This window comes from Winogradskya humida, from assembly GCF_016862215.1.
Classification (GTDB): Bacteria; Actinomycetota; Actinomycetes; order Mycobacteriales; family Micromonosporaceae; genus Actinoplanes; species Actinoplanes humidus.
Window position 1 is genome coordinate 1 of record NZ_BOMN01000081.1, and the last position, 20,127, is coordinate 20,127.

Annotated in this window: 23 protein-coding genes; 8 read left to right on the top strand and 15 right to left on the bottom strand. The window is 67.4% G+C overall.

All coding sequences use genetic code 11. The annotated features are described in order from the left end of the window. Positions 1–188 precede the first annotated feature (188 nt). Together Ahu01nite_RS51875 and Ahu01nite_RS28250 are read left to right on the top strand one after the other, a co-directional pair. On the top strand, positions 189–371 hold the full coding sequence (locus Ahu01nite_RS51875; RefSeq protein WP_369076640.1) for a transposase: 183 nt from the start codon (positions 189–191) through the stop codon (positions 369–371). A 24-nt stretch (positions 372–395) separates the two neighbouring features. Further along, the gene (locus Ahu01nite_RS28250; RefSeq protein ID WP_203839688.1) at positions 396–545 is read left to right on the top strand and encodes a hypothetical protein; all 150 of its coding nucleotides are present in this window, start codon (positions 396–398) and stop codon (positions 543–545) included. A 220-nt stretch (positions 546–765) separates the two neighbouring features. On the opposite strand, the gene Ahu01nite_RS28255 is transcribed toward Ahu01nite_RS28250, so the two are convergent. From Ahu01nite_RS28255 to Ahu01nite_RS28280, 6 genes are read right to left on the bottom strand one after another with little or no spacing between them, the layout of a single operon-like run. Then, on the bottom strand, positions 766–1,422 hold the full coding sequence (locus Ahu01nite_RS28255) for an alpha/beta fold hydrolase (protein ID WP_239159206.1): 657 nt from the start codon (positions 1,420–1,422) through the stop codon (positions 766–768). A gap of 46 nt (positions 1,423–1,468) precedes the next feature. Beyond that, positions 1,469–2,818 carry an oligosaccharide flippase family protein gene (locus Ahu01nite_RS28260; protein ID WP_203839689.1) on the bottom strand — a complete coding sequence of 450 codons (1,350 nt, stop codon included), beginning with the start codon at positions 2,816–2,818 and terminating at the stop codon, positions 1,469–1,471. Continuing rightward, complete coding sequence (locus Ahu01nite_RS28265) at positions 2,815–4,458, bottom strand: ArnT family glycosyltransferase (RefSeq protein WP_203839690.1); 1,644 nt, start codon at positions 4,456–4,458, stop codon at positions 2,815–2,817. Before Ahu01nite_RS28265 ends, Ahu01nite_RS28260 begins: the two co-directional genes overlap by 4 nt. Next, the gene (locus Ahu01nite_RS28270) at positions 4,455–5,165 is read right to left on the bottom strand and encodes an SGNH/GDSL hydrolase family protein (RefSeq protein ID WP_203839691.1); all 711 of its coding nucleotides are present in this window, start codon (positions 5,163–5,165) and stop codon (positions 4,455–4,457) included. Before Ahu01nite_RS28270 ends, Ahu01nite_RS28265 begins: the two co-directional genes overlap by 4 nt. Beyond that, complete coding sequence (locus Ahu01nite_RS28275; RefSeq protein ID WP_203839692.1) at positions 5,162–6,661, bottom strand: glycosyltransferase family 4 protein; 1,500 nt, start codon at positions 6,659–6,661, stop codon at positions 5,162–5,164. The genes Ahu01nite_RS28270 and Ahu01nite_RS28275 overlap by 4 nt, the downstream gene beginning before the upstream one ends. A 4-nt stretch (positions 6,662–6,665) precedes the next feature. Further along, on the bottom strand, positions 6,666–7,262 hold the full coding sequence (locus Ahu01nite_RS28280) for a glycosyltransferase family A protein (RefSeq protein ID WP_203839693.1): 597 nt from the start codon (positions 7,260–7,262) through the stop codon (positions 6,666–6,668). A gap of 209 nt (positions 7,263–7,471) precedes the next feature. Between Ahu01nite_RS28280 and Ahu01nite_RS28285 the strand changes: the two genes are divergently transcribed. Continuing rightward, the gene (locus Ahu01nite_RS28285; protein ID WP_203839694.1) at positions 7,472–7,801 is read left to right on the top strand and encodes a hypothetical protein; all 330 of its coding nucleotides are present in this window, start codon (positions 7,472–7,474) and stop codon (positions 7,799–7,801) included. On the opposite strand, the gene Ahu01nite_RS28290 is transcribed toward Ahu01nite_RS28285, so the two are convergent. Continuing rightward, on the bottom strand, positions 7,791–9,197 hold the full coding sequence (locus Ahu01nite_RS28290; protein ID WP_203839695.1) for a DUF4832 domain-containing protein: 1,407 nt from the start codon (positions 9,195–9,197) through the stop codon (positions 7,791–7,793). The two genes, Ahu01nite_RS28285 and Ahu01nite_RS28290, sit on opposite strands and share 11 nt — an antisense overlap. 74 nt (positions 9,198–9,271) lie before the next feature. Beyond that, on the bottom strand, positions 9,272–10,381 hold the full coding sequence (locus Ahu01nite_RS28295; RefSeq protein WP_203839696.1) for a putative glycoside hydrolase: 1,110 nt from the start codon (positions 10,379–10,381) through the stop codon (positions 9,272–9,274). A gap of 174 nt (positions 10,382–10,555) precedes the next feature. On the opposite strand from Ahu01nite_RS28295, the gene Ahu01nite_RS28300 reads away from it, so the two are divergent. From Ahu01nite_RS28300 to Ahu01nite_RS28315, 4 genes are all read left to right on the top strand, one after another. After that, positions 10,556–11,989 (top strand): hypothetical protein, encoded by a 1,434-nt coding sequence (locus Ahu01nite_RS28300; RefSeq protein ID WP_203839697.1) that lies wholly within the window; start codon positions 10,556–10,558, stop codon positions 11,987–11,989. Positions 11,990–12,028: 39 nt separating this feature from the next. After that, positions 12,029–13,777, top strand: coding sequence for a GT4 family glycosyltransferase PelF (pelF, locus tag Ahu01nite_RS28305; RefSeq protein ID WP_203839698.1), 1,749 nt, complete (start codon positions 12,029–12,031; stop codon positions 13,775–13,777). A 9-nt stretch (positions 13,778–13,786) separates the two neighbouring features. After that, the gene (locus Ahu01nite_RS28310; RefSeq protein ID WP_203839699.1) at positions 13,787–14,752 is read left to right on the top strand and encodes an NAD-dependent epimerase/dehydratase family protein; all 966 of its coding nucleotides are present in this window, start codon (positions 13,787–13,789) and stop codon (positions 14,750–14,752) included. A gap of 129 nt (positions 14,753–14,881) precedes the next feature. Then, positions 14,882–15,604: an L-type lectin-domain containing protein gene (locus tag Ahu01nite_RS28315; protein WP_203839700.1), complete on the top strand. Its 723-nt coding sequence runs from the start codon at positions 14,882–14,884 to the stop codon at positions 15,602–15,604. Positions 15,605–15,685: 81 nt separating this feature from the next. Here the strand turns inward: Ahu01nite_RS28315 and Ahu01nite_RS28320 are convergent, their stop codons facing one another. The 6 genes from Ahu01nite_RS28320 to Ahu01nite_RS28345 all read right to left on the bottom strand — a co-directional run bounded on the left by Ahu01nite_RS28320 (position 15,686) and on the right by Ahu01nite_RS28345 (position 17,969). Next, on the bottom strand, positions 15,686–15,943 hold the full coding sequence (locus Ahu01nite_RS28320) for a hypothetical protein (protein ID WP_203839701.1): 258 nt from the start codon (positions 15,941–15,943) through the stop codon (positions 15,686–15,688). Then, on the bottom strand, positions 15,940–16,533 hold the full coding sequence (locus Ahu01nite_RS28325) for a hypothetical protein (protein ID WP_203839702.1): 594 nt from the start codon (positions 16,531–16,533) through the stop codon (positions 15,940–15,942). The genes Ahu01nite_RS28320 and Ahu01nite_RS28325 overlap by 4 nt, the downstream gene beginning before the upstream one ends. Beyond that, positions 16,530–16,835: a hypothetical protein gene (locus tag Ahu01nite_RS28330; RefSeq protein ID WP_203839703.1), complete on the bottom strand. Its 306-nt coding sequence runs from the start codon at positions 16,833–16,835 to the stop codon at positions 16,530–16,532. The genes Ahu01nite_RS28325 and Ahu01nite_RS28330 overlap by 4 nt, the downstream gene beginning before the upstream one ends. A 186-nt stretch (positions 16,836–17,021) precedes the next feature. Then, the gene (locus Ahu01nite_RS28335; RefSeq protein ID WP_203839704.1) at positions 17,022–17,255 is read right to left on the bottom strand and encodes a hypothetical protein; all 234 of its coding nucleotides are present in this window, start codon (positions 17,253–17,255) and stop codon (positions 17,022–17,024) included. Positions 17,256–17,301: 46 nt separating this feature from the next. Further along, a complete protein-coding gene (locus tag Ahu01nite_RS28340) occupies positions 17,302–17,565 on the bottom strand; it encodes a hypothetical protein (protein ID WP_203839705.1) in 264 nt (87 codons plus the stop codon). Between the two features lie 86 nt (positions 17,566–17,651). Beyond that, positions 17,652–17,969 carry a helix-turn-helix domain-containing protein gene (locus Ahu01nite_RS28345; RefSeq protein WP_203839706.1) on the bottom strand — a complete coding sequence of 106 codons (318 nt, stop codon included), beginning with the start codon at positions 17,967–17,969 and terminating at the stop codon, positions 17,652–17,654. 375 nt (positions 17,970–18,344) lie between these two features. Between Ahu01nite_RS28345 and Ahu01nite_RS28350 the strand changes: the two genes are divergently transcribed. Then, positions 18,345–19,235 carry a glycoside hydrolase family 16 protein gene (locus tag Ahu01nite_RS28350; RefSeq protein WP_203839707.1) on the top strand — a complete coding sequence of 297 codons (891 nt, stop codon included), beginning with the start codon at positions 18,345–18,347 and terminating at the stop codon, positions 19,233–19,235. 485 nt (positions 19,236–19,720) lie between these two features. Here the strand turns inward: Ahu01nite_RS28350 and Ahu01nite_RS28355 are convergent, their stop codons facing one another. Further along, on the bottom strand, positions 19,721–20,071 hold the full coding sequence (locus Ahu01nite_RS28355; protein WP_203839708.1) for a DoxX family protein: 351 nt from the start codon (positions 20,069–20,071) through the stop codon (positions 19,721–19,723). Positions 20,072–20,127 lie beyond the last annotated feature (56 nt).

A 20,127-nucleotide genomic window follows, 5' to 3' on the forward strand; every position in this document is an offset into this window, starting at 1 on the left:
AAAGCCTCAGTGCACAGTGACTTCAGGCCACAGCGCATTCGAAATCGAGGTTCTTGAGGGCCACTGGTTTCTTCGTGAGTGTTTTGGCGAGGTGTCGGACGGCGTGTCCGTGGGGTGCGGGTGGGTCCGGGTGAAGGTCAGTTGGTGGCTCGTGAACGGACGTATCCCTCGGATTTGACCGATGAGCAGTGGGAGATCATCGAGCCGATGCTCCCGCTGATCAAAGAGCCGGGGCGGATCCCGTGCATCCGTTCCGCGAGATCGTGGATGCGATCTTTTACATCGACCCGTCCGGGTGTTCCTGGCGGCAACTGCCGGTGGACTCCCGCCCGCCCTGGCAGACCGTCTACGGCTGGTTTCGTCGTTGGTAGGCCGGGGGTGTCACCAACCGGATCATGGAAGAGCTCCGGGAGCAGATCCGCCTCGCTGAGGGCCGTGACCCGCAGCCCTCGGCCGGCGTCATCGACATCGTGCGTAAACCGGCCTGGCAGCGCGGGTTCGAGGTGCACTCGAAGCGGTGGGTTGACGAACCTTGGCCTGGCTGACCGCTCACCGCCGCTTGGCGCGCGACTATGAACGTGACCCGGAGTTCTCCGAGGAGATGATCCGCTGGGCCGCGATCAGCAACGCCGGACGCTGCACAAGCCCGAGTCACAACCCTCTAAAACACTCACTGAGCGTGGTTCCGGCGGGCATCGCTGCCGGGACGACGTTGGAACGCTCACCGTTACCGACGTCCCCCAGACCCGGGGCCGCGTCGGAGATCTACGGCTTGAGGAAGGTGGTGACGGCGGCGAGGAACTCGGTGGGGTGGGTGGCGTGGACGTCGTGGCCGGCTTCGATGGTGATAAGGGTGGCTTGGGGCATGTGGGCGACCATGTCGGCCAGGAGGGTTTGGGGGATGGTGCTGGGGGTGCCGCCGCCGATGACCAGGGTGGGTGTTGGCAGTGAGCGGGTGCGGTCCCACCAGGCTGGGTCCGGGTTGCTGAGCTGGGCGAAGAGTGGGTTGACCGCGGCGAAGTCGAACGGTGCGGGCTCGGCCGGTGGGTCCAGGGGGTCGCGGTGGAGGACGTTGAGGCGGGGTGCGGCTACGTCTTCCAGGATGAGGTGGGTGAGGCGCGTCGGGTCGAGTTCGGCGAGGAGTAGCGCGGTGAGGCCGCCCATCGAGTGGCCGATCATCACGCACGGGCCGATGGTGTGGGCGTCGAGGAAGGCGATGACGTCGTCGCGCATCAGCTCGAACGAGTAGTTGCCGGGGTGCGGGCTGGAGCCGTGCCCACGCAGGTCCACCGCCCACACGTAGTGGTCGGCTGCCAGGTCGGGAAGGATGTTGTCCCAGTCGTGGGATGATTCGCCGAGGCCGTGGAGGAGGAGCATGGGTGGGTTTTCCGGGTCGCCCGCTACGCGGTAGGCAAGGTCCACCCGAATCACCATAGTCAATGGTCAAGCGTCGCCCGATCCCGCGAAATCAGCGTGGAGCGAACACGCGGCGAGGCGCGAATTCGGGGAAGGCAAGGGCCAGGACGGCCAGGCCGCCGAGAGCAACAACGGTGAGCCAGAGGGCAGGGTTGGTCGCCAAGCCAAGGACGCAGATCAGGGTCAGGACGAAGCTCAGGTCGCGGAGGTTCCGGCGGCAACCGAACAGGGCGCGCCACCCTGGGCGTACCGAGGGAAGGAAAGCCAGTGCAGCCACCGTGAGCAGCGCGAACAAGGCCGATCCGACCGCAAGCCCGGCCGTGGAAAAGGCCCACCCGCTCAGCGCGACCAGTCCCAGATAAACCACCGCGGAAGCGACAACCAGCCCGGACGATCCGGTCGTGGCCTGCAGAAAACTGACGCAGAGATTGAGCAGCCCGATGGCCAGACCGAGCACCGCCGCATAAGGCAGCCACCGTCCGACTGCGGCGAACGTCGCGGGGAAAAGCGCTGACCGTAATGCCGCCGGCAGGGTGATCATCGCGCCTGTCATGAAGATCCCCACCAACAGGTACGCCCGCAGCGCAGCCCCCTTCGACAAAGCCGACCCGATCCGCGGAAACGCCGCCGTAGCCACAGCATTGGAAGCGAACAACGGCACCCGCCCAAGTGCCGATGCCGCCTGATAAGCCGAAGCGCCACCGAAAAGCGCGGCGAGCACGGTGTCCCCCGCCGCCGTGACCGCGACGGCCCCCTGCAGGCGGGTCTGGCGCAACGCCCCGCGCAGCAGCGAGGTGTGCGCGATCGTCGGCCGCCCGACCAGGTGCCGGTAGAGCGGCCACGGCGCGAGCAGGACCAGGCTGCCGACGACGAACCCGGCGAGGGCGCCCGTCGAGCCGAGGTGCAGGGCGAACACCAGGATCGCTCCGACGGATGCCTTGAGCGCTGCCTCCACGGCGAAGAGCAGCGCCATCAGCCCCATGCGGTTGGTGCCCTGGAGGAAGCCCATGCTCGTCGACCCCACCGACATGATCAGCGACGCAAGAGCGATGACCGTGGCTTCCCGGGGACTGCCGAAGGTCAGGACGAAGGCCGTGATGACGACGGTCAGGGCGGAACCCAGGGCGAGGTTGGCCCAGAAGGCGAACGTCGTGACCAGGGCGCGGTCGGTTGCGGGCTGGGCGAGCTCGCGGGCGAGGATCCACGGGATGCCGGCTGCCGAGATGGTCGCTCGGACGAGAAGGAGGGCCTGGCCGCCGGCGAAGGCCGCGTATTCGGCGGGGGTCAGGCCGTGTGTGAGGAGCAGGGCGTACACGTAATTGACCAGGCCGGAGGCGGTGGTGGCGAGCATCAGCCAGCCCGCGCCGGTGCGGACGGGTGGGGCTTCGGCCAGCGTGGTCATCGTTTGGCCCAATGGCGGGCCCACTCCCGGCGACGGATCGTCACGTGCCACGCGTACATGGAAAGGGCGATGGCACCCATCGTGCCGCCGGCGATCGTCAGGAAGAGGCGTGCTGACGCGTGGGGGGAGGCGGCCGGGCGGGTGTTGCCGCATTCGCGGAAGGCCGGGATCGCGGTGGGCAGCGTCCAGAGCTCGATGCGTTCGTAGCGGCGGCTCGGGTACGCCTGGACGAGGGTCCCGTAAGTGCGGACGAAACCGTCGAGGGCCGGGGAGCTCACGCCGTACCTCATTCTGCTGTCTTTCGGGGAGAGCAGGAAGAGCCGGATGCCGGACCGCAACGCCTCGCCGCCGCTGGTGAACGATTCGACGTGGTTCCGGGGCAGCGCCGGTGCCCAGCGCAGGGCGTTCCCGGTGACGTTGACCGGTGCGCAGGGCATGGTCCGGGTCAGGTAGGCGCCCATCCGCGAGGTGCCGTCGTCATGAACGAAAAAGACGTTCAGACCCCACAACACAATGCCGGCCGACGCGACGACCACGATCGTCAGGCGTGGCGCGGAACCCCAGGCCAGGACGGTGAGCAGGACCGAGGCGGCCACCGAGTAGACCGTGAGCTGCTCGTTCGCCTGACCGACCAGCACGCAGTATGCGAGGAACCCGTAACTGAGCACCCCGAACGCGACCAGCGAGGCATCCCTCGAGTTCAACCGTCGCTTGTGGAACAGTCCGCCACGCCACACGAGGACAATCAGGCCCACCGCACCGATCGCGAAGATGAGATAGCCGCCCGCGTACATCCGGATCGTGTCCCCGAAGACGCCGGTGGCCGAGACGCCGGTCCGGTTGAGCCCGCTGACCTGCAGAAATCCGGCGAGCCGGCTGAGGCTGGTGTCGTGCTCGGACCACCACCAGCCGGCGGCGCCGTTCAGCGTCGCCCACACCGGGAACGTGGCCCAGATCAGTCCGCCGGCGAAGGCCGCGGCGGTCGCGCGCCGGAAGAACACCCAGTCCCGTTCGAGGACCGCGGCGAGCAGCGGCACCCCGACCGTGAACAGCAACGGCTCCTTGACCAGCAACGCGATCCCGGAGGCGACACCGACGACGCCGATGTAGGCGGGGCTGCCCGCGTTCCGCAGCCGCACCGCCAGATAGACGACCAGCAGCCCGGCGAAGGCCGCGGTCGGTTCGATCATCCCGGTACGCCCGAACCGCAGCAGGAACCCGTCGAACGTAGCGAGCAGCATCGCCGCCCCGACCAGCCACGCGTTCCGGGTGTAGCGCCGAGCCATGAGCCCGACCAGAGCGACGGTCAGCACGCTGAACAGCGCCCCGAGGTACCGCGCGGTGTAGAGCGCCTCGGTGATGCCGGCGTGTTCCGTGCCGGTGAGCAGCATCCAGCCGCCGAGCAGCAGGAAGTGCAGCGGCGGGTGCACGGCGGTGGGTTCGCTGGTCCACGAGACCGAGTTGGCGGTGGCGACGTTCTGCCCGGCGATCGTGTACATGACCTCGTCGAGGTCGAAGTCGAGCCCGCCGCGCAGATTGATCAAATAGGCGGCGGCCGCGATCACCAGCCCGACGGCAAAAACAGCGGGCGTTTTGTCCCTTTTGGCGCGAACTGCAGGCCGCGCGAGCACCAGCGTCATGGCGTCTCCACCAGCTCGAGCTGACGCAGGATCAACCCGGCAACCCGGTCATGCCCCCGGTCGTTCAGATGAGCACCATCCTCCAGAAAATCCCCGGCCCCCACCGCATCCCACGTAGGCACATGGATGACATCGGCCCGCCCCGCCGCGATGGACCGCAGGATCTCGTCGTTGTCCCGCAGCCGGTCGTTGGACCGCGGAAAAGCCCGATCATCAACCCGCCACAACCCGATCATGATTTTCGGTACGCCCGGATCAAGCGAGTCGAGCAACGCCAGCAGATGGTCCTCGAACCCCGGCGACGGTAATCGCTGGAACCCGCCGCCCACACCGATCAGAGCCCGCTTGACCAGCACCTTCGCCCCGGACACCACCCGCTGACGCCACCGCCGTGCCCGTTTGCGCGAGTAGTACGGCCGCGGCTCGAGCCCGTGCCAGCTCCGCGGCGCGAACCGGTCGAGCAACCGTTGCAGCACCCGGCTCGGATGCACGAACCCCTCGGAAGCCCCGAACGCGACGATCACCGCGGTCGGCGCGAAGGCCCGCAACCGCAGCAGCTCGTCCCCGCCGATCTCGTCGACGGTCTGCGTGGTGCGGGCCAGCGGCAGCAGGTCGGCACCGAGGCGCTCGGCGAGGCGGACGGCGTACGACCGCCCATAAACGCCGAGCCCTGCCGCGTGGCTGTCCCCGAGAACGGCCAGTCTCATACTCTCCCCATCCCCGTGTGAACCCCGGCCTGGTGCTTGAAGTAGGTGCGAAGGTCGGCGGCGCGCTGCCCGGCGACGCGTTTCCAGCCGAGCAGGTCCGCCGGGCGTGCCACCCAGATCCACGTGGTCGGCGGTTCGGTGTCGACGCCGGCGCGTTGCAGCAGCGCGGTGGCGTCGCACTCGTCGTATCCGGCGAGCAGCAGGCGTACCCGCATGGATCCGGCGTCGGCGGGGTCCGGGAGATCCCAGTCGACCTGGTCGACGTCGCTGAGCCGGGTGTAGTCGATCCGGGCGGCGAGGTGGACGGGCAGGTCGACCACCGTGGAGAGGTCGCAGATCTCGCGCTGGTCCGGGTTCGCGCGCCGGGCATCCTCCCCGGCGAGCAGCCCGATCAGCCGATCGGTGGTGGCGTCCCAGGTGAAACGGCCGGCCCAGGCCCGGCACCGGCGGGCCCAGAGCGCCGCGACCGCCGTGTCCTCCAGCTCGATCAGCGCGGACGTGATCTGCCCGGCGAGGTGCTGGGGCCGGGCGACGACCCAGCCGGTGAGTTGGTTGCGCACACAGTCGCGCAGGCCGGGAGAGGCCAGCACCACCGCGGGCACGCCCAGGCTCATCGCCTCGGTCACCGCCAGCCCCCAGCCCTCGACCTCCGATGTGCAGACGGTCAGCCAGCCCGAGGCGAGCAGCCGGTTGCGGTGGCTGTTCTCGAGGCGTCCGTGCAGGGTGACGCGGTCGTCGATGCCGAGCTCGGTGATCAGCGCGGTCAGCTCCGCGCGGCACGGGCCGTCGCCGACCAGGTGCAGCTCGACGTCGGGGATCAGTTCGGCGATCCGGGGCAGGGCACGCAGCAGCAGGTCCCAGCGTTTGTGCGGCGCGAGCCGGCCTACGCAGACGATCCGGGGCACCTCGCTGCGGGTGGCGCCGGGCACGAGCAGGGGTTCCTGGCCGTTGGCGGCGACATGCACAGGACCGATCAGACCCAGGACCTTGCGCACCTCGGTACGCGAGGACGGCGAGACGACCGCAATCGTGCGTACGCCATAGACGACCCGGTTTCCGACACGCTCGATCCACCGCCCGATCTGCGCCACCGGAAACCGGAAGTGCTGATGGAACATCGCCTGGTGCACGTGATGGATGAGCACGACGACGGGGATCCGCCGCCCGACCGCCAGCGGCGAGAAGAACGGGATGCCGTTGCAGGTGTCCACAATGGCGTCGATAGCACGGCGGTTCCGCAGCAACCAGATCAGCGCCAGCGGATACACGGTGTACGCGTTGCCCATCCGCCGCACAGCCGCGCCCCGGACGTGGGTGCGCCGGGCTGCCCCGCGCGGGCGGGACGTGACGATGGTGACGCGCTGACCGGCGTCGACCATCCGGGCGGTGACCTGGTGCATGTACTCCTCGGCACCGCCGCCGTACGGATGGCTCCCGTCCTTGAAGTTGAGCCAGACGACGTGGTCTCCGGGCGTACCCCGATATCGGCGTTTCACGAAGCTACCGCGACCTGACCAGCGTGGCGTCCACGGCGGTGGCCCGGCTGCTGCCGTGCGCGGCCATCCTGATCCCGGCGTACCGCGGGATGTCGCGCAACCGGGGCACGAAGCCCGCGTCGTCGGGCAGCTCGTCGCTGAAGAGCAGTTCCGCGACGCCGCGCTGGAGCACCGTGAGCCGGCGGCCTGCGGGCCCGAGGCACACGATGTGCTGCCCGCTGTCGAGCACCCGGACCGCGTGGTCGAGCTCCCGGATCCGGTCGGCAAGATCCGGCGTCTCGGTGAAGACCACGAACCGGGCCCGGCTGGTACGCACTCCGCGCAGCGCGGCGGCCCCCCAGCCCGACGCCGAGCACCCGAGGATCCGCACAGGCACCAGCGTCTGGGCCGCGAACTCGTCAACGGCTTCGACGGTCCGGTCGCTGGAGCCCCGGTCGACGACCGCCACCCCGGCGGCCACGCCCAGCGCCAGTAGCCACGTCGTCGCGGCGGCCAGCTGCTCGCGGACCCCGTCCTCGCCGTTGCGGACCGGCAGGATCAGTTCCAGGTCCACCGTCAGCGCTCTGAGCTGGGATCTCTGCTCAACAAGAGGCTGTCGCATGCCTCAACACTGAGGCAGGAGGGGGCGGTGGGGCCGGGGAAACCCGGAGGGAACCACCTGACCGGTTGTTATCGCGGAACCGGGCGGCGTAGCCGGGAAGTGTGCGCCATAATTTGCGAGAAACGGTTGTGAAAACCTGACCGAGCCACTGACCCCGTAGCGGTTAGCCGCCCAGTGCCACAGCGCGTTGTCCCGCATACGGTCGATGGGTGGACTTCACCCTCACCACCATCCTGGTCACGCTCTGGTCGGTCTTCGGGCTGACCGCCGTGGCGATCCTGACCGTGCTCTGGCGTGGCCGGCGGTCGCCCGCACTTCCAGCTTTGTCGGAAGAAGCACCGGTGCCGCTGCCGGATGTCGACCTCGAGGACGTCCACCGCCGATGGCTCGACGGCCTGGCGGAGACGAACACGTGGGACGAGCTGACCGACAGCGGCCGGCATCATCTGCCACCGGACCTGCTGAACCTGCCTACCTACCAGCTGGGTCCGGACCGGCTCGCGCGGGCCAAGGTGCAGGACCAGGACTTCACTTCGTGACGCCGATCGAGCTCTTGAGATCGTTCCAGCCGTGTTTGGCGTTCCAGGTGCCGTCGTTGGCGACCCGGATGGCGTACGCGGAATTGATCGCGTCGCCGTTGACCAGAGGAAGCTCCCCGCCCAGCACCTTCGCCGGGTCGGGCAGGTTCAGGTAGAGGTCGTAGTCCGCGACGTCCGACGGCGCGGTGAACGTCGCTACCAGGTCGATCATCCGGCCCGGCGTCCATGTGGTGACGTCCGCCGGGACGGCGATCTTGATCCGCCCGCCGTTGCCCTTGAGCACGAGCTGGACCGGGCGGTTGCCGATCGGGGCGGCGTACCCGTCGTTGATCAGCTTGATCTTGACCGTGCCGGTGGCTCCGGCGCGGAGCTTGGCCGGCGCGGTGGTCTGGACCAGCCGGAGCCGGTAGCCGAGGCGGCGGTTGGCCTCCGCCAGCCCGGATGCACCCCACGAGTTCAGGACATCCTTGTGGTAGTCGGCGTTGAGGTAGGTGTAGTGGTACCGCGACAGCTCCGCCGCGGCGTTCGGCCACTGGGTGCGGGGAACGTTCACCACACAGGTCTCGCCACCGATCAGCACCGTGTTGCCCTGAGCCGCGAGCCAGTCCCGGTCAGCGCTGGTCTTGTAGGTGCCGTAGTCCTCGGTGCCGGCCAGGAAGCAGTCGTTGTGGATTCCCACCCGCTTCGCCTGCGGGGTGTTCGAGTCGGGCAGCAGCTTCTGCTTGATGGACGGGTACCGCACCTGGACCGGGATCGCGGCGTTCGTGGCATCGAGCAACGTCTTCAGGACAGCACCCCTGGCCTGCCAGTCCGCGGCGCTGGGCGTCGCAGGCTTTGACTTGTCGGTCAGGAAGTTGTCCGAGTAGTACCACTCACCCCAGCGGCCGATGAAACCCGCCTGGAGTGCGGCGATGACGGCCTTGTTCTCGTTCAGTATCGGCGCCAGCTGCCGGATGTGGCTCTGCACCAGAGCCGGCGTGGCGTCCGCGCTGGACGACTCGCTGTACGCGAACCGAGCGATGATCTTCACCCCGGCCTGCCGGGCGGCGACCAGGTCGCTGCGGATCAGCCCTAGGTCACGCGACGAGATGGTTTCCTTGGCGCGGTACCCGTCGAGATAGAAATACCGCAGGATCAGCGTCGCGCCGGTGCGGACCCGCTGGTCGGCGAGCTTGTCCGCATCGAGCGATGCGTATGTCGCCGGGTCGCCGGTCAGGTGGGTCTCGGTGTACTTGAAGAATCCCCGGCCGGGGTTGGGGATGTCGGTGGTGGTGACGAGAAAATTGTTCACCGTCTCGTCGCTCGCCGCCAGGGCCGGCGCGGCCGGTAAGGCAACCGCGCAGGTCAGCGCGGTCACAACGGCGGCGACGGTCCCCAAAAATCGGCGTGAGCGCATAAAATCAACGTAAGCGGAAACCGGCACTGTCGAAGGCATATTTTAAATCGCCAACCTGTAAATTCAGGCCCGGCCTAGGCGCGGCGAAGAAGCACGCCGCGGCGCGGGGCGAGCGTGATGACAGCGGGGGCGGGATGCCCGGCCTCGTCGACGAAACCGGCGGGGACGTCCACCGTCACCGAGGGCCCGTTGACCGGCCCGATGTGGGTCGCGGCCCAGCCGAAGGTGAATTCGCGGTGCCGGATGTGATCATGCTGTTCGATGCCCGTGAGCGGGTCACCCAGGTCCCAGTCCAGCGCGCCGATGGTCGGCGTCCCGCTGTACTGGTCGTGCCCGGTGGCGGTGAAACTCGTCCCGTTGCGCCCGGCTCCGAAGACCCAGAACGCGGCGAGGCCGTAAAGGACGTTGGGGTGGTCGTCTGTCCCGTCCGTGGCGATCCGCACGATGCAGATGCCTGGGCCCTGCAGACAGTCCATCTGCGCGAGCACATCCGCCGTGTCGAGGTGCTGGTCCGGCTCCCACGCCAGCCACACCTCCTCGTAGCCGCCACCGTGCGCGGCGTGGCGCTGCCAGCGGCCGGGCTCACGCCGTGACTCGGCGATGTTCGGCACCAGGATCTTGCCGATGCCGTTCAGCGCCCGGCCCGCGTCGACGACCAGGGTGTCGAGGGCGCCGCGTACGTCCTCGAGTTCCTTGCCACCGGCCAGCGGGAATTCCAGCGCGTAATAGTCGTCGTACACGTCATTGTCGGCCATCACGCCGTCCCACACGCTGCCGCGCAGTTCGTCGACCACATTCATGATCCAACGCTCGCGGTATTCGGGCTCCCACACCGCCATCTGCCAATGCCGCGGATAGTTCTTCCATTCAATTCGGGAAAAACCGTCGGCGCGGTGCGCGAATAGGTGCTCCCCGACCGCGATCGCCTCGGGGTAACTCCAGCCCGAGGTGAAGTACGGGCCGGGCTCGTAACTACGCGTGGACGACAGGCACTTGTAGACGAGCACCGTCATGTCCGGCCGGGCGCGCTTCAGCGCGGCCGCGGCCTCATGTTCCCAGGGCTGCAGGATGGCTGTTGCGTAGTGCTGGATGGCGAATTCGACCTGACCGGGCAGCAGTGGATCTCCGTAGCGAATCCACGCGCCGAAGCGCCGTTGCATCACGAACGTCTCTCCAATATTCATTTGCCGGGCGGACATCATGTGACCAACCCGGTGCCGGTGCAGCGGGAAACGTCGGGTCATCCATTGAGCCGGGAGTTTCATCCGTTCGTTTCACCCGCCCGGGGGGATTCGCCCGGGGTTTCCAAGACCATCGTTTCCCATAGAGCGTGGCCGCGTTCCCCCACGGGAGGTTTTATGAGATCTTCGGGAATTCAGATACGTCACGTCGCCGGCGCCGTGCTGGCGCTTTCACTGGTCGGCGCCGCCGCCGCACTGCCCTGGAGCAGTGCCCGTCCGGCCCTGCTGGACGCGATCGTGCGCAACAGCACGGTCCAGTACACCGCGGTCGGTATAGCCGTCTTCATGGTGGCCGCGCTGGTCCTGCGGCGCAGCCGGCTCTCCAGATCAGGTCTGGGCCTCGCGGGCGGGCGCGGTGCCAGCCTGCTGCTGCACCTGTGGCCGGTCGTCACGCTGACCGCGGTGTACCCGACCGCCGCGGGACGAATGGCTGGTCACGATGTCGGCGGCATCCCGCTGACCGAGTTCCTGCTCGCGGTCGCGCTGGTGCTGCCCTGGCTGCTGCAGGGCGTCTGCATGCCGCTCTACCGGGCCATCGGCGACCTCTCGCACGACGGGAACCTGCCGGCACTGCGGCGGGGCTTCGTCGCGGCGATCCCGGGCACGATCGTCCAGGCCATCCCGGCGGTGATCATCTCCGCCGTACCGCTGGCCTTCCTGCTGCACTGGTCGCCGGAGGCGATCCTCACGTTCATCGGGCTGCTGCTGCTGGACGTGCTGTTCGCCCAGTCGCTGGTGCTGGCCAACGTGACCCGGTCGCGGTCGGACTGGGTGATCGGCTGGTCCGCGTACGCCGTGGCGGTGCTGATCGCGCCGACCTGGTGGTGGCTGCCGCCGCTCGTCGGCCTGGTCACCCAGGTCATCCCGCTGTGGCGTTACCTGAAGGTGCGGCCGACCTGGTTGAACAACCGCACGGTCAGCGGCGACATCCTGCAGGGCCTGCTGCTCGGCGCCGTCATGTGGGGCGACAAGGTCTTCTACTTCTACGCCACCGGCGGTGACTTCCCGGTCGTCACGCTGTTCCTCGCGTCGCTGCCCGCGGTCATCGCGTACAACTTCTATTTCATCTGCCGTACGCCGGAGTTCGACGCGTCCGTGAAGAACCTGCACTCGGCGATGTCCTCGGAGCCCATGAACAGGCTGGGCTCGCACTCGAAAGCGGTGTACAGCACCGCCGCCCGGTCCATTCAGGACTCGGCGTTCGTGGGCGCCATCCTGGTCGGGCTGACCGCGATCCTGCTGTGGTCGACGACGCCGAGATACGCGGCGCTCATCGGCGGGATCACGGCCGCGTGCTGGCTGTGCACGGTCATCTCGATCGCCTGCTACAAGCTCGAGTACGTCGGCGAGCGCCGCACCAGCCGGGCCATCGGCGCGTTCCACCTGCTGGTCTGCGCGATCGCGTTCGCGAGCTCGCTGCCCGACGCGACGGCTTACCTCGTCCTGGTGGCCGGCGACACCTTTGCCCTGGTGGTGGCCCTGGTGCTGTTCCGCCGCGCCTGGCGTACCCCGGAACACACGTTGTTCTGGCGTCGCGCGCTCACCTGGTAACCCCGCCCTTCGCTTCGACGAAAGATTCGAGGATGTTGGATGTCCCATCCCGCTGACCTAGCCATGGTGGATGTCGCGATCGTCATGGAGTCGACGTACCCGTACCTCAAGGGTGGCGTCTCGGCCGTGGTCCACGACATCGTGACGAGCAACTCCAGCCTCACGTTCGGCATCATCCACATCACGTGGGACTCGAACGCGCCGAGCAAGGACCTGTACGGCATGCCGGACAACATCGCGTGGGTCCACCCGATCTATCTGAGCATGCAGGAACACCGGGACGGCTTCATGGAGCTCAGCCCGGAGGTGCTGAACATGAGCGGCCGCGAGCGGGCCACACTCACCAAACGGCTGTTCGACGCGCTCGCGGCCATCCCCAAGGGCGACATGGCGCCGATGTGGAAGCTGTTCGACGAGGGCATGAACCCGAGCACCCGCCGCTACCCGATCTGGGCGCTGCTCGGTGCCAAGGAATTCCAGCAGCAGCTGCCGAAGCGGTTCCCCGCCCTCGACATGCCGCTGTCGGACGCGTTCTGGCTGATGCGTGAGTTCTTCTCCCTGACGTACGCCCTGCTCGCCCACGAGATCCCCAAGGCCGACGTCTACCACGCCCACACCACCGGGTACGCCTCCCTGGTCAGCGCCGCAGCAGCCCGCCGGCACCACGCCCGGTTCCTGCTCACCGAGCACAACCTGTATGTCCGGGACACGGTGAACACGCTGCTGGCCCGCAACATGGCGCTCAAGCTGACCGGCGACGACTGGCGCACCTTCGACGTCACGCCGGTCCAGCGGGCATGGATGTGCTGGTGGATCGAGATGGGCCGGTTCTGTTACCCGAGCGCCTCGCACATCACGTACCTCTACCCCGACGCGGTCGCCGACGCCCGCGCGCTGGGTGCCCCGAAGCACGACGCGGTGTTCTCGATCGTCCCGAACGGCATGACGATCAGCAACTTCGAGGACGCGTACCGCCAGCGGCTCGAGGCTCTGGAACGCATCCTCGCCGAGGGGTTGCGGGTGTGGCGGTTTGCATACATCGCCCGGGTCGTACCCATCAAGGGCCTGTTCGAGTTCATCGACTCGGCCCGGATCCTGGTCGAGCGGGGCATCAAGAACTGGACCCTCGACATCCTGGGCCCGACCGACCACGCCCAGGACGGCTATCTCGAGAAGTGCCTCAGCAAGATCGAGGAGTACGGGCTGGAGGACCACTTCGTCTTCCGCGGCACGGTCAACGTCCCCGCGGTCATCGGCGACTTCGACCTGCTCGTGCTCCCCAGCTACAACGAGGGCCAGCCGATGGTCGTGCTCGAGGCCATGACCGCCGCCGTCCCGACAGTCGGCACCGAGGTCGGCGGCATGCGCCAGCTGATCGGCGACAAACTCGTGCACTCCACCGGCCGCAGCTGGGAGGCGTGCGGTGTCCTGGTCGACCCGGTCGACATCGTCGGCGGCATGGCCGACGCGCTGGAAACCGTCATCACCGACTTCGAGCAGTACGAGAGCCTCGCCCGCAACGCCCGCGGCCGGGTCGAGGACTTCTTCCAGCTGCACGAGGCCATGGCCCTCTACCACCACCTCTACCGGCGCCTCCAGCAGCCGCGGGCCCAGCAGAACCCGGCGGCCGCGGCCAAGCAGAAGGTGCCGATGCCGGTGGTCGTCATCCCCTCCGACCCCGTCGACCCGGCCGAGCCGGGCCAGACCCGAGGGGTCGCGAAGGTACACCCGCGCCTGCTCATGAGCCGGCCTCTGACCCGATCGACGCAGCAGTACTACCGCGACTGAGGAGCACGCATGAACGTCCTTGTCACAGGTGGCGCCGGCTTCATCGGCTCTCACCTCTGCGCGGAACTGGTATCGCGTGGCGTCAAGGTGTCCGTCCTTGACGACCTGTCGACCGGACGGCTGGAAAACATCATCGACCTGCCGGTGACCATCCACATAGCCAGCGTCACCGACGTCCCCGCGGTCGAGAAGGCGGTCGCGGGGGTCGACGCGATCGTCCACCTCGCGGCCGTCGCGTCAGTGCCACAATCCATCGAAGAACCGATGCGTACGCACGAGGTGAACGTCAACGGCACCCTCAACGTCCTCGAAGCAGCCCGCGCCGTGGGCGCGCACGTGGTCGTCGCCAGTTCGGCAGCGGTCTACGGCAACCAGTCGGAGTCGGTCAACGCCGAGTCCACCCCGCCGCAGCCGTTGTCGCCGTACGCCACGAGCAAACTGGCCACGGAGGCGTACGCCACGACCTGGCAGGAAGCATTCGGCCTGCCGACCCTGGCCCTGCGCTTCTTCAACGTCTTCGGCCCCCGCCAGCACCCGGGCGACGCCTACGCCGCGGTCATCCCCGCCTTCGTCGCGGCGGCGGTGGCCGGCGAGCCCCTGAAGATCTACGGCGACGGCGAACAGACCCGCGACTTCATCCCGGTCTTCACGGTGGCCAGCCTGCTCGCCGACGCGGTCGCCCGCCGTGTCACCCACCCCCGCCCGGTCAACGTCGCCTTCGGCCGCCGCACCAGCCTCCTGCAGGTCGCCGATCTCCTGGAAGGCATCGTCGAACACCCGTTGCCCCGAGAATTCGCCCCGGTCCGAGCGGGCGACATCCGCAACTCCTCCGCCGACGACACCATGCTGCGCAGCCTCTTCCCCGACCTGCGCCGCACCGGCCTGACCGAATCCCTGCGCCGCACGGTCTCCTGGTGGCGCTCAGCGGACGGCCGGGCACCGGCCCTGCTGGGACGATCGGCCGACGCAGCCTGAGAAAAATCGGATGATCGACGCAGAGCATCACGAAGCTCCTGACCAAATGCCCCGTTCGCATCTCGTGACCCTTCCCCGCAGGTCAAGGTGGTTCCAACCACCGAAAACCGTACGAGAGGGACCCAAGCAATGCGAAACACCTTGGCGAGATGCGCAGCCGCCGCGGCCACAGCCGTCCTGGCCGCCACCGCGATGCCGGCGGCGGCCGCCCAGGCAGCTCCCTCCGGCAGCATCACCAAGGCAGCGAACCTGCATCTGCTCGGCAGCGCCACCGTCGAAGGCAAAACCATCAGACTCACCAGCGACACCAAACGCCAAGCGGGCGCGGCCTGGTACAAATCCAAGCTCAACCCGAAACGCTCCTTCGAAACCGCCTTCACCGTCACCATGACGGGCGAGGTCGGTCACGCCGACGGGGTGGCTCTGGTGCTGCAAAACGACGGCCCGAAAGCCTACGGTGGCCACGGCGGCAGCCTCGGCTACGGCGGCATGACCCACAGCGTCGCCGTCGAGCTCGACACCTTCAAGAACCCGCTCGACGTGGACAACAACCACATCGCCATCGTCGCCGGCGGCCTCTCGGACGCCGCCCAGCCCATGTCGGCCTCATCCCCGATCATGATGTTCGGCCAGACGCTGCGGGTCCGGATCACCTACCTCGCCGAGACGAAGACCCTCAAGGTCAGGCTCAGGGCGGCGGGCAGCACGACCGAGATCAAAGTCCTGCAGGAGACCATCGACCTCGCCCAGGCCCTCGGCAACAAGAAGGCCTTCATCGGCTTCACCGGAGGCACAGGCGAGGACGTCTCGGTCCAGGAGATCAGCAACTGGGTGGTCAAGCTCAAACCCTGACGCCCTCCAGCCTGCTTCACCTCTCGAAAAACGGCCGCTGCCATTCGTCCTGGCAGCGGCCGTTTCTTGGTCCCGGTCGGCTCAACGAGCCACTTTCCGCATGTACGCGACCTGGCCGTTGTCCACAACATTCAGACACTCCCAGCCCCTCGCCTCCATGAACTCCACGGCGCTGAACACGACGTCCATCCGGTGCAGAAGACCCGCGTGTCCCGCACGCACGGTGGACACATCCCCGATCATCACAAAGGCATACCGGAACGGATAGTTGTCCAGATCGATACGCCCACCAAGAACATCCTCGGCATAGAACTGACGAGACGGCCGCGGAAATGTCACGCCGGCACCAGTTCGTCGATGACATCAGCGGCGATCTTCGGCGCAGCGACGCGCAGGTCGTCCGTGCCGTCGGTGGCGCCCTTGGCGGGAATGACCCGAACCCTCGCGTATGCATTCCCGGTGCGCACGTCGATCTGGACGCCCCGCAGGTCGAGCGGCGTAGAGACGAACGCCTCCTCACCGACCTCCGCCAGCGGCTCCGGCTCGACCAGGCCGGTGCTGGCGGTCTGCCATCCCGCATCGGCGCCGGCCTGGTTACCGAACACCGACACCTTCGCGGTCACCGCTGTGACGCTGTCGTCGTCCGGTCCCCACCGGCACTCGACAACCCTGCTGACGTCGCCGACCGCGTCGTCACGGGTCACCGTGGCCTCGCCGCTGACCTTGAGTTGTTGAGCGGCGTCACCGGCCAGCGCGGGGCATTTCGTATCGGCAACGCTCCACTTGTGCGTAGCCGGTGCCAGCGAGCGGGAGGGGACCGCGCCGGACGGAGTCGGGATCGTCGACTCGATCGGGGAGATGCTCGGACTCGAGCACCCGGCCAGGACGGCGGTGACGCTCAGCGCGTACGCGATGGGCCGCAGTCTCATGCGTTGACTGCCTGCGGCCATTGCCCTTGCGGAAGACCGGTGTGGTCGCCGTACTCGGTGGCGAGCTCGTTGATCTGGGCCACCACCGAGGCCAGCCGGGCGGCCAGGCTGCCGAGATATTTCAGGACCATCGCAACGGCATCGCCGGCGCCCTCGGTCGCGTGGTTCGAAGCCTGCAACACCGCCGCCGGATCGGTCGCCGCAGCCTCGGCCACATCGCCGCCTACCGCGGTGAGGGTAGCCACGACGTCCGCCACCTGGTCTGTCAGATTGGAGACGAACGTGACGTTGGCGTCCGCCACACTCGACTTGCACCAGTGCCCCGGCCAGGTCCATCACGCAATAGACCGTTCCCGAAGCCGCCGAGCCCTCGATGCCATCCAGCCCCGGCACAGAAGCGCCAGGCCGTATATAACGCAGCTCGTCCCCAAGATTGGTCACGAACCGACCGGTGTCAGCAATCCGGTACTCATCGGTCAATTGCCTTCTCAGTCAGTGGTCAGCATGATCGCGACGAAGAATGTGAGCAGCCCGGCGGCCGTCCACAGCAGGGCTCGAAAGCCGGCCCTGCGCGACGCGTTGACGTTGCCGCTTCTCAGCTGCGCAAAGAGGCCGTAGACCCCACCGACGATCAGCAGCACGGCGCCCGGAGCGACGGCCCATGAGCTCTCGCCGCGAGCCATGGGCAGGAACGACACCAGCCCTATGAGGCCGAACAGCATTGACAGGCCAGCCCCGAAGAATCGGATCCGCCCCACGGCGGGGCTCTCACCGCTCATTGGTCACGCGACGCAGGAAGGCGAGCTGGCCGCCCTCAAGGAAGTGCAAAAACTCCCACCCGCGGGTCTCGAGCAGCTCCACCGCGCTCATGACGACATCCACCCGGGCGAGCTCCCCCACGTCACCGAGCCGAAAGTCCAGCCGGTAAGGGATGCCCAGGTAGATGTACCGGAACGGGTAACCGTCCAGGTTCACCCGCCCGGCCAGCACGTCCTCAGCAACAAACCGCCGCGGCGGCCGTGGAAGCGTCATTCCGCCACCCGGTCGCCGCAGGTCTCAAACGTCTCGGTCAAGGCACTCCCCGTTCTCAGCCCTGACCGGATGCTACCCAGGCCGTTCTACACGCGGGCCTTCACGCGGCCGTCCGGGTAGACCTTGTGGAATGTGATCAGCCACCTGATCTGCTCCTGCGGCGGCACGCCACAGCCTCGCAGGAATCCGAGCAGCGTCGACTGCCGCGGGGTGCCTCCGGCGGTGATCAGGTTGTGGACCGTGGCGCGGGAGATGGGCGTCCCGGCGTCACGGCTGCGCTTGGCGATGCTGTCCAGAGATCGTTTACGCGTATGCATCAGCGCACGTAAACGTCCGGCAAACTCAACCGGCGTCGCGGCACCGGTGGGATCCGGCGGCGCGGCCGGCATGGTGGGGACGCTCATCGGCCTCGTTCTCATCCTGGCTGGAATCGGCTCTGCCTGTCTCGACAGACGTCGATCATCGATCGGCCCGCCACCCCAAACAAGAACGCAGCCGCGCACGACTTTCGCATGCAGACGTCGCCGGCCCCGGCCGCACGCACCTATCACGCTTGCGCCGAGCGAACCGCCGAGTGGTTGCATATCACGTCGCGCATACTCGCGTAAGGTTTCCGAGGATCCTCGAATAGAGCGCGCGGTGTGCGGCTTATCGTGACCGAAGCGGTTACCTCACGGTTCCGGCTCATGAAGCCGACCAGCATTCAGGTCTCATTGCTCCAGCGTACAAATAGAAGCGTGCCCATAAGGGACACGCCGGGTAGCTGTAGGACGTGAAAGATGGGCAACGAATTGACGCCAGCTGAGGATTCTTCGAGCTCTCATCATTGGGCACGGCTGGCTTTGGCCGTCGGGCTTTTCTGCGGGGCGGCCCTGATCGGTGGTGTGCAGCCGGCTGCCGCCGCTGTTCAGCCGAAGGACCCCCTGGGCGATGTTCTCTCGATCTTCGACCCGTCCGGGCAACCGATGCCCACCGGGGATGTCCCCGGCTGGACGCAGGTGTTCGCGGATGACTTCAGGACGACGGTGTCGCTCGGCGACTTCCCCGACCTGGTGTCCGACAAGTGGGGAGCGTACGGCGACGGATGGAAGGACACCACCGGGAACGGCATCAACTTCCCGTCCAAGGTGGTCAGCGTCGCGAACGGCGTGATGGACTTCCACCTGCGGTCCGAACAGGGGCAGCGGCTGGTCTCGGCTCCCGTTCCCAAGATCCCGGAGCCGGAGAACGGCCCCCAGCCCTACGGCCGCTACGTCGTACGGTTCCGGGCCGACCCCATGCCGGGATACAAGATCGCTTGGCTGCTCTGGCCGGACAGCAACGTTTGGGAAGAGGGCGAGATCGACTTCCCCGAAGGTGATCTCGACTCGGACATCTGGGCTTTCATGCATTTCCGTGACAGCCCCAAGGAGCAGGACTGGTTCAACACGAAATCGGCGTTCAAAGGCTGGCACACCGCCGAGATCGAGTGGACGCCGAACCTCGTGCAGTTCACGCTGGATGACAAGATCGTCGGCCGGTCTACCGACCCCAGCAGGATCCCGGATACCCCGATGCACTGGGTTCTGCAAACCGAATCGAATTCCACAACGACCTCATCGATTCTTCAAGTATCAGGGCACGTAAAGATCGACTGGGTAACCGCATACCGCATGGCTGACACGAAGTAGGGATCTCGACCACCGGGCAACAACTGGCCGCATCGATCAGATGCGGCCCGTTGTTTGTCCGCGCCCCACGGTAGCGGCGATCAGTCGACTACCTGCTCCTAGCACGAGCTCTGGGCGGTCCAGTCGATCCGGTTCGCCGCGTTGAACCTGGCAAGCAGGAGTTGGTGCGGATTCCTTGCAGGCAGGACCGGCCCGGGAGGGGCTTCGGCCCCGGAGCCTTCGTCCGCTATGGCGGCAGAACCGGCGGCGGTCGCTGGCCGCGGCTGGGAGCGATTCGCGGCAGTCTCGTCCGGGGCCACCCACAGGTCACTGCCGTCGGCGTCCTGCCACCGCCTCGTAATGCCGACTGACCACACGGACCGCGCTGACCGGACGAGCGGGTCTTCCTCGCCGTCCCCGAGGGCGCGAGTGCAACCGGGCTGGACGACGTGCGGGACAACCGCCGGGTCGGAAGGTGGCACCTGGCCGATCCGATTGTCGCGGGGCTACCAGTGGTAGGTCAGGTTGATGATGAGATTGGCCAGGACGGTGGTGAAGAAGACCGCCCAGCCGGTGAGGTTGCGGGAGCCTACTCGGAGGTGGGCGATGAGGGCACCGGTGAAGTAGAGGACCAGGCCGATCGCGGCGAGGGTGCCCAGGAGTGGGACAGCGAAGCCTGCCAGGAGGCCGAGGGTGCCGGCGGCCAGGAGGGCGCCGAGGATCGGGACCCAGGAGCGGGGGATTCGCTTCATGTCGGCTTGGGCTTTGGGGTAGTCGTGGCCGATCAGGTAGGTGATGGCGGCGATCGCTGTGAAGAGGGCCGTGATGATCGTGAGGGTGACGTATGCGGCGTACATGGGGCACTCCAATGTGGTTGGTTGCCGCATGGACGAGGTGGGCCCGGGAAGTGTGA

Coding starts and splice junctions, on each gene's coding strand:
- Ahu01nite_RS28250 (WP_203839688.1), top strand. CDS start 396: ATGGAAGAGCTCCGGGAGCAGATCCGCCTCGCTGAGGGCCGTGACCCG.
- Ahu01nite_RS28260 (WP_203839689.1), bottom strand. CDS start 2,818: ATGACCACGCTGGCCGAAGCCCCACCCGTCCGCACCGGCGCGGGCTGG.
- Ahu01nite_RS28265 (WP_203839690.1), bottom strand. CDS start 4,458: ATGACGCTGGTGCTCGCGCGGCCTGCAGTTCGCGCCAAAAGGGACAAA.
- Ahu01nite_RS28270 (WP_203839691.1), bottom strand. CDS start 5,165: ATGAGACTGGCCGTTCTCGGGGACAGCCACGCGGCAGGGCTCGGCGTT.
- Ahu01nite_RS28280 (WP_203839693.1), bottom strand. CDS start 7,262: ATGCGACAGCCTCTTGTTGAGCAGAGATCCCAGCTCAGAGCGCTGACG.
- Ahu01nite_RS28290 (WP_203839695.1), bottom strand. CDS start 9,197: ATGCGCTCACGCCGATTTTTGGGGACCGTCGCCGCCGTTGTGACCGCG.
- Ahu01nite_RS28295 (WP_203839696.1), bottom strand. CDS start 10,381: ATGAATATTGGAGAGACGTTCGTGATGCAACGGCGCTTCGGCGCGTGG.
- Ahu01nite_RS28300 (WP_203839697.1), top strand. CDS start 10,556: ATGAGATCTTCGGGAATTCAGATACGTCACGTCGCCGGCGCCGTGCTG.
- pelF (WP_203839698.1), top strand. CDS start 12,029: ATGTCCCATCCCGCTGACCTAGCCATGGTGGATGTCGCGATCGTCATG.
- Ahu01nite_RS28310 (WP_203839699.1), top strand. CDS start 13,787: ATGAACGTCCTTGTCACAGGTGGCGCCGGCTTCATCGGCTCTCACCTC.
- Ahu01nite_RS28315 (WP_203839700.1), top strand. CDS start 14,882: ATGCGAAACACCTTGGCGAGATGCGCAGCCGCCGCGGCCACAGCCGTC.
- Ahu01nite_RS28325 (WP_203839702.1), bottom strand. CDS start 16,533: ATGAGACTGCGGCCCATCGCGTACGCGCTGAGCGTCACCGCCGTCCTG.
- Ahu01nite_RS28335 (WP_203839704.1), bottom strand. CDS start 17,255: ATGCTGTTCGGCCTCATAGGGCTGGTGTCGTTCCTGCCCATGGCTCGC.
- Ahu01nite_RS28340 (WP_203839705.1), bottom strand. CDS start 17,565: ATGACGCTTCCACGGCCGCCGCGGCGGTTTGTTGCTGAGGACGTGCTG.
- Ahu01nite_RS28345 (WP_203839706.1), bottom strand. CDS start 17,969: ATGAGCGTCCCCACCATGCCGGCCGCGCCGCCGGATCCCACCGGTGCC.
- Ahu01nite_RS28350 (WP_203839707.1), top strand. CDS start 18,345: ATGGGCAACGAATTGACGCCAGCTGAGGATTCTTCGAGCTCTCATCAT.
- Ahu01nite_RS28355 (WP_203839708.1), bottom strand. CDS start 20,071: ATGTACGCCGCATACGTCACCCTCACGATCATCACGGCCCTCTTCACA.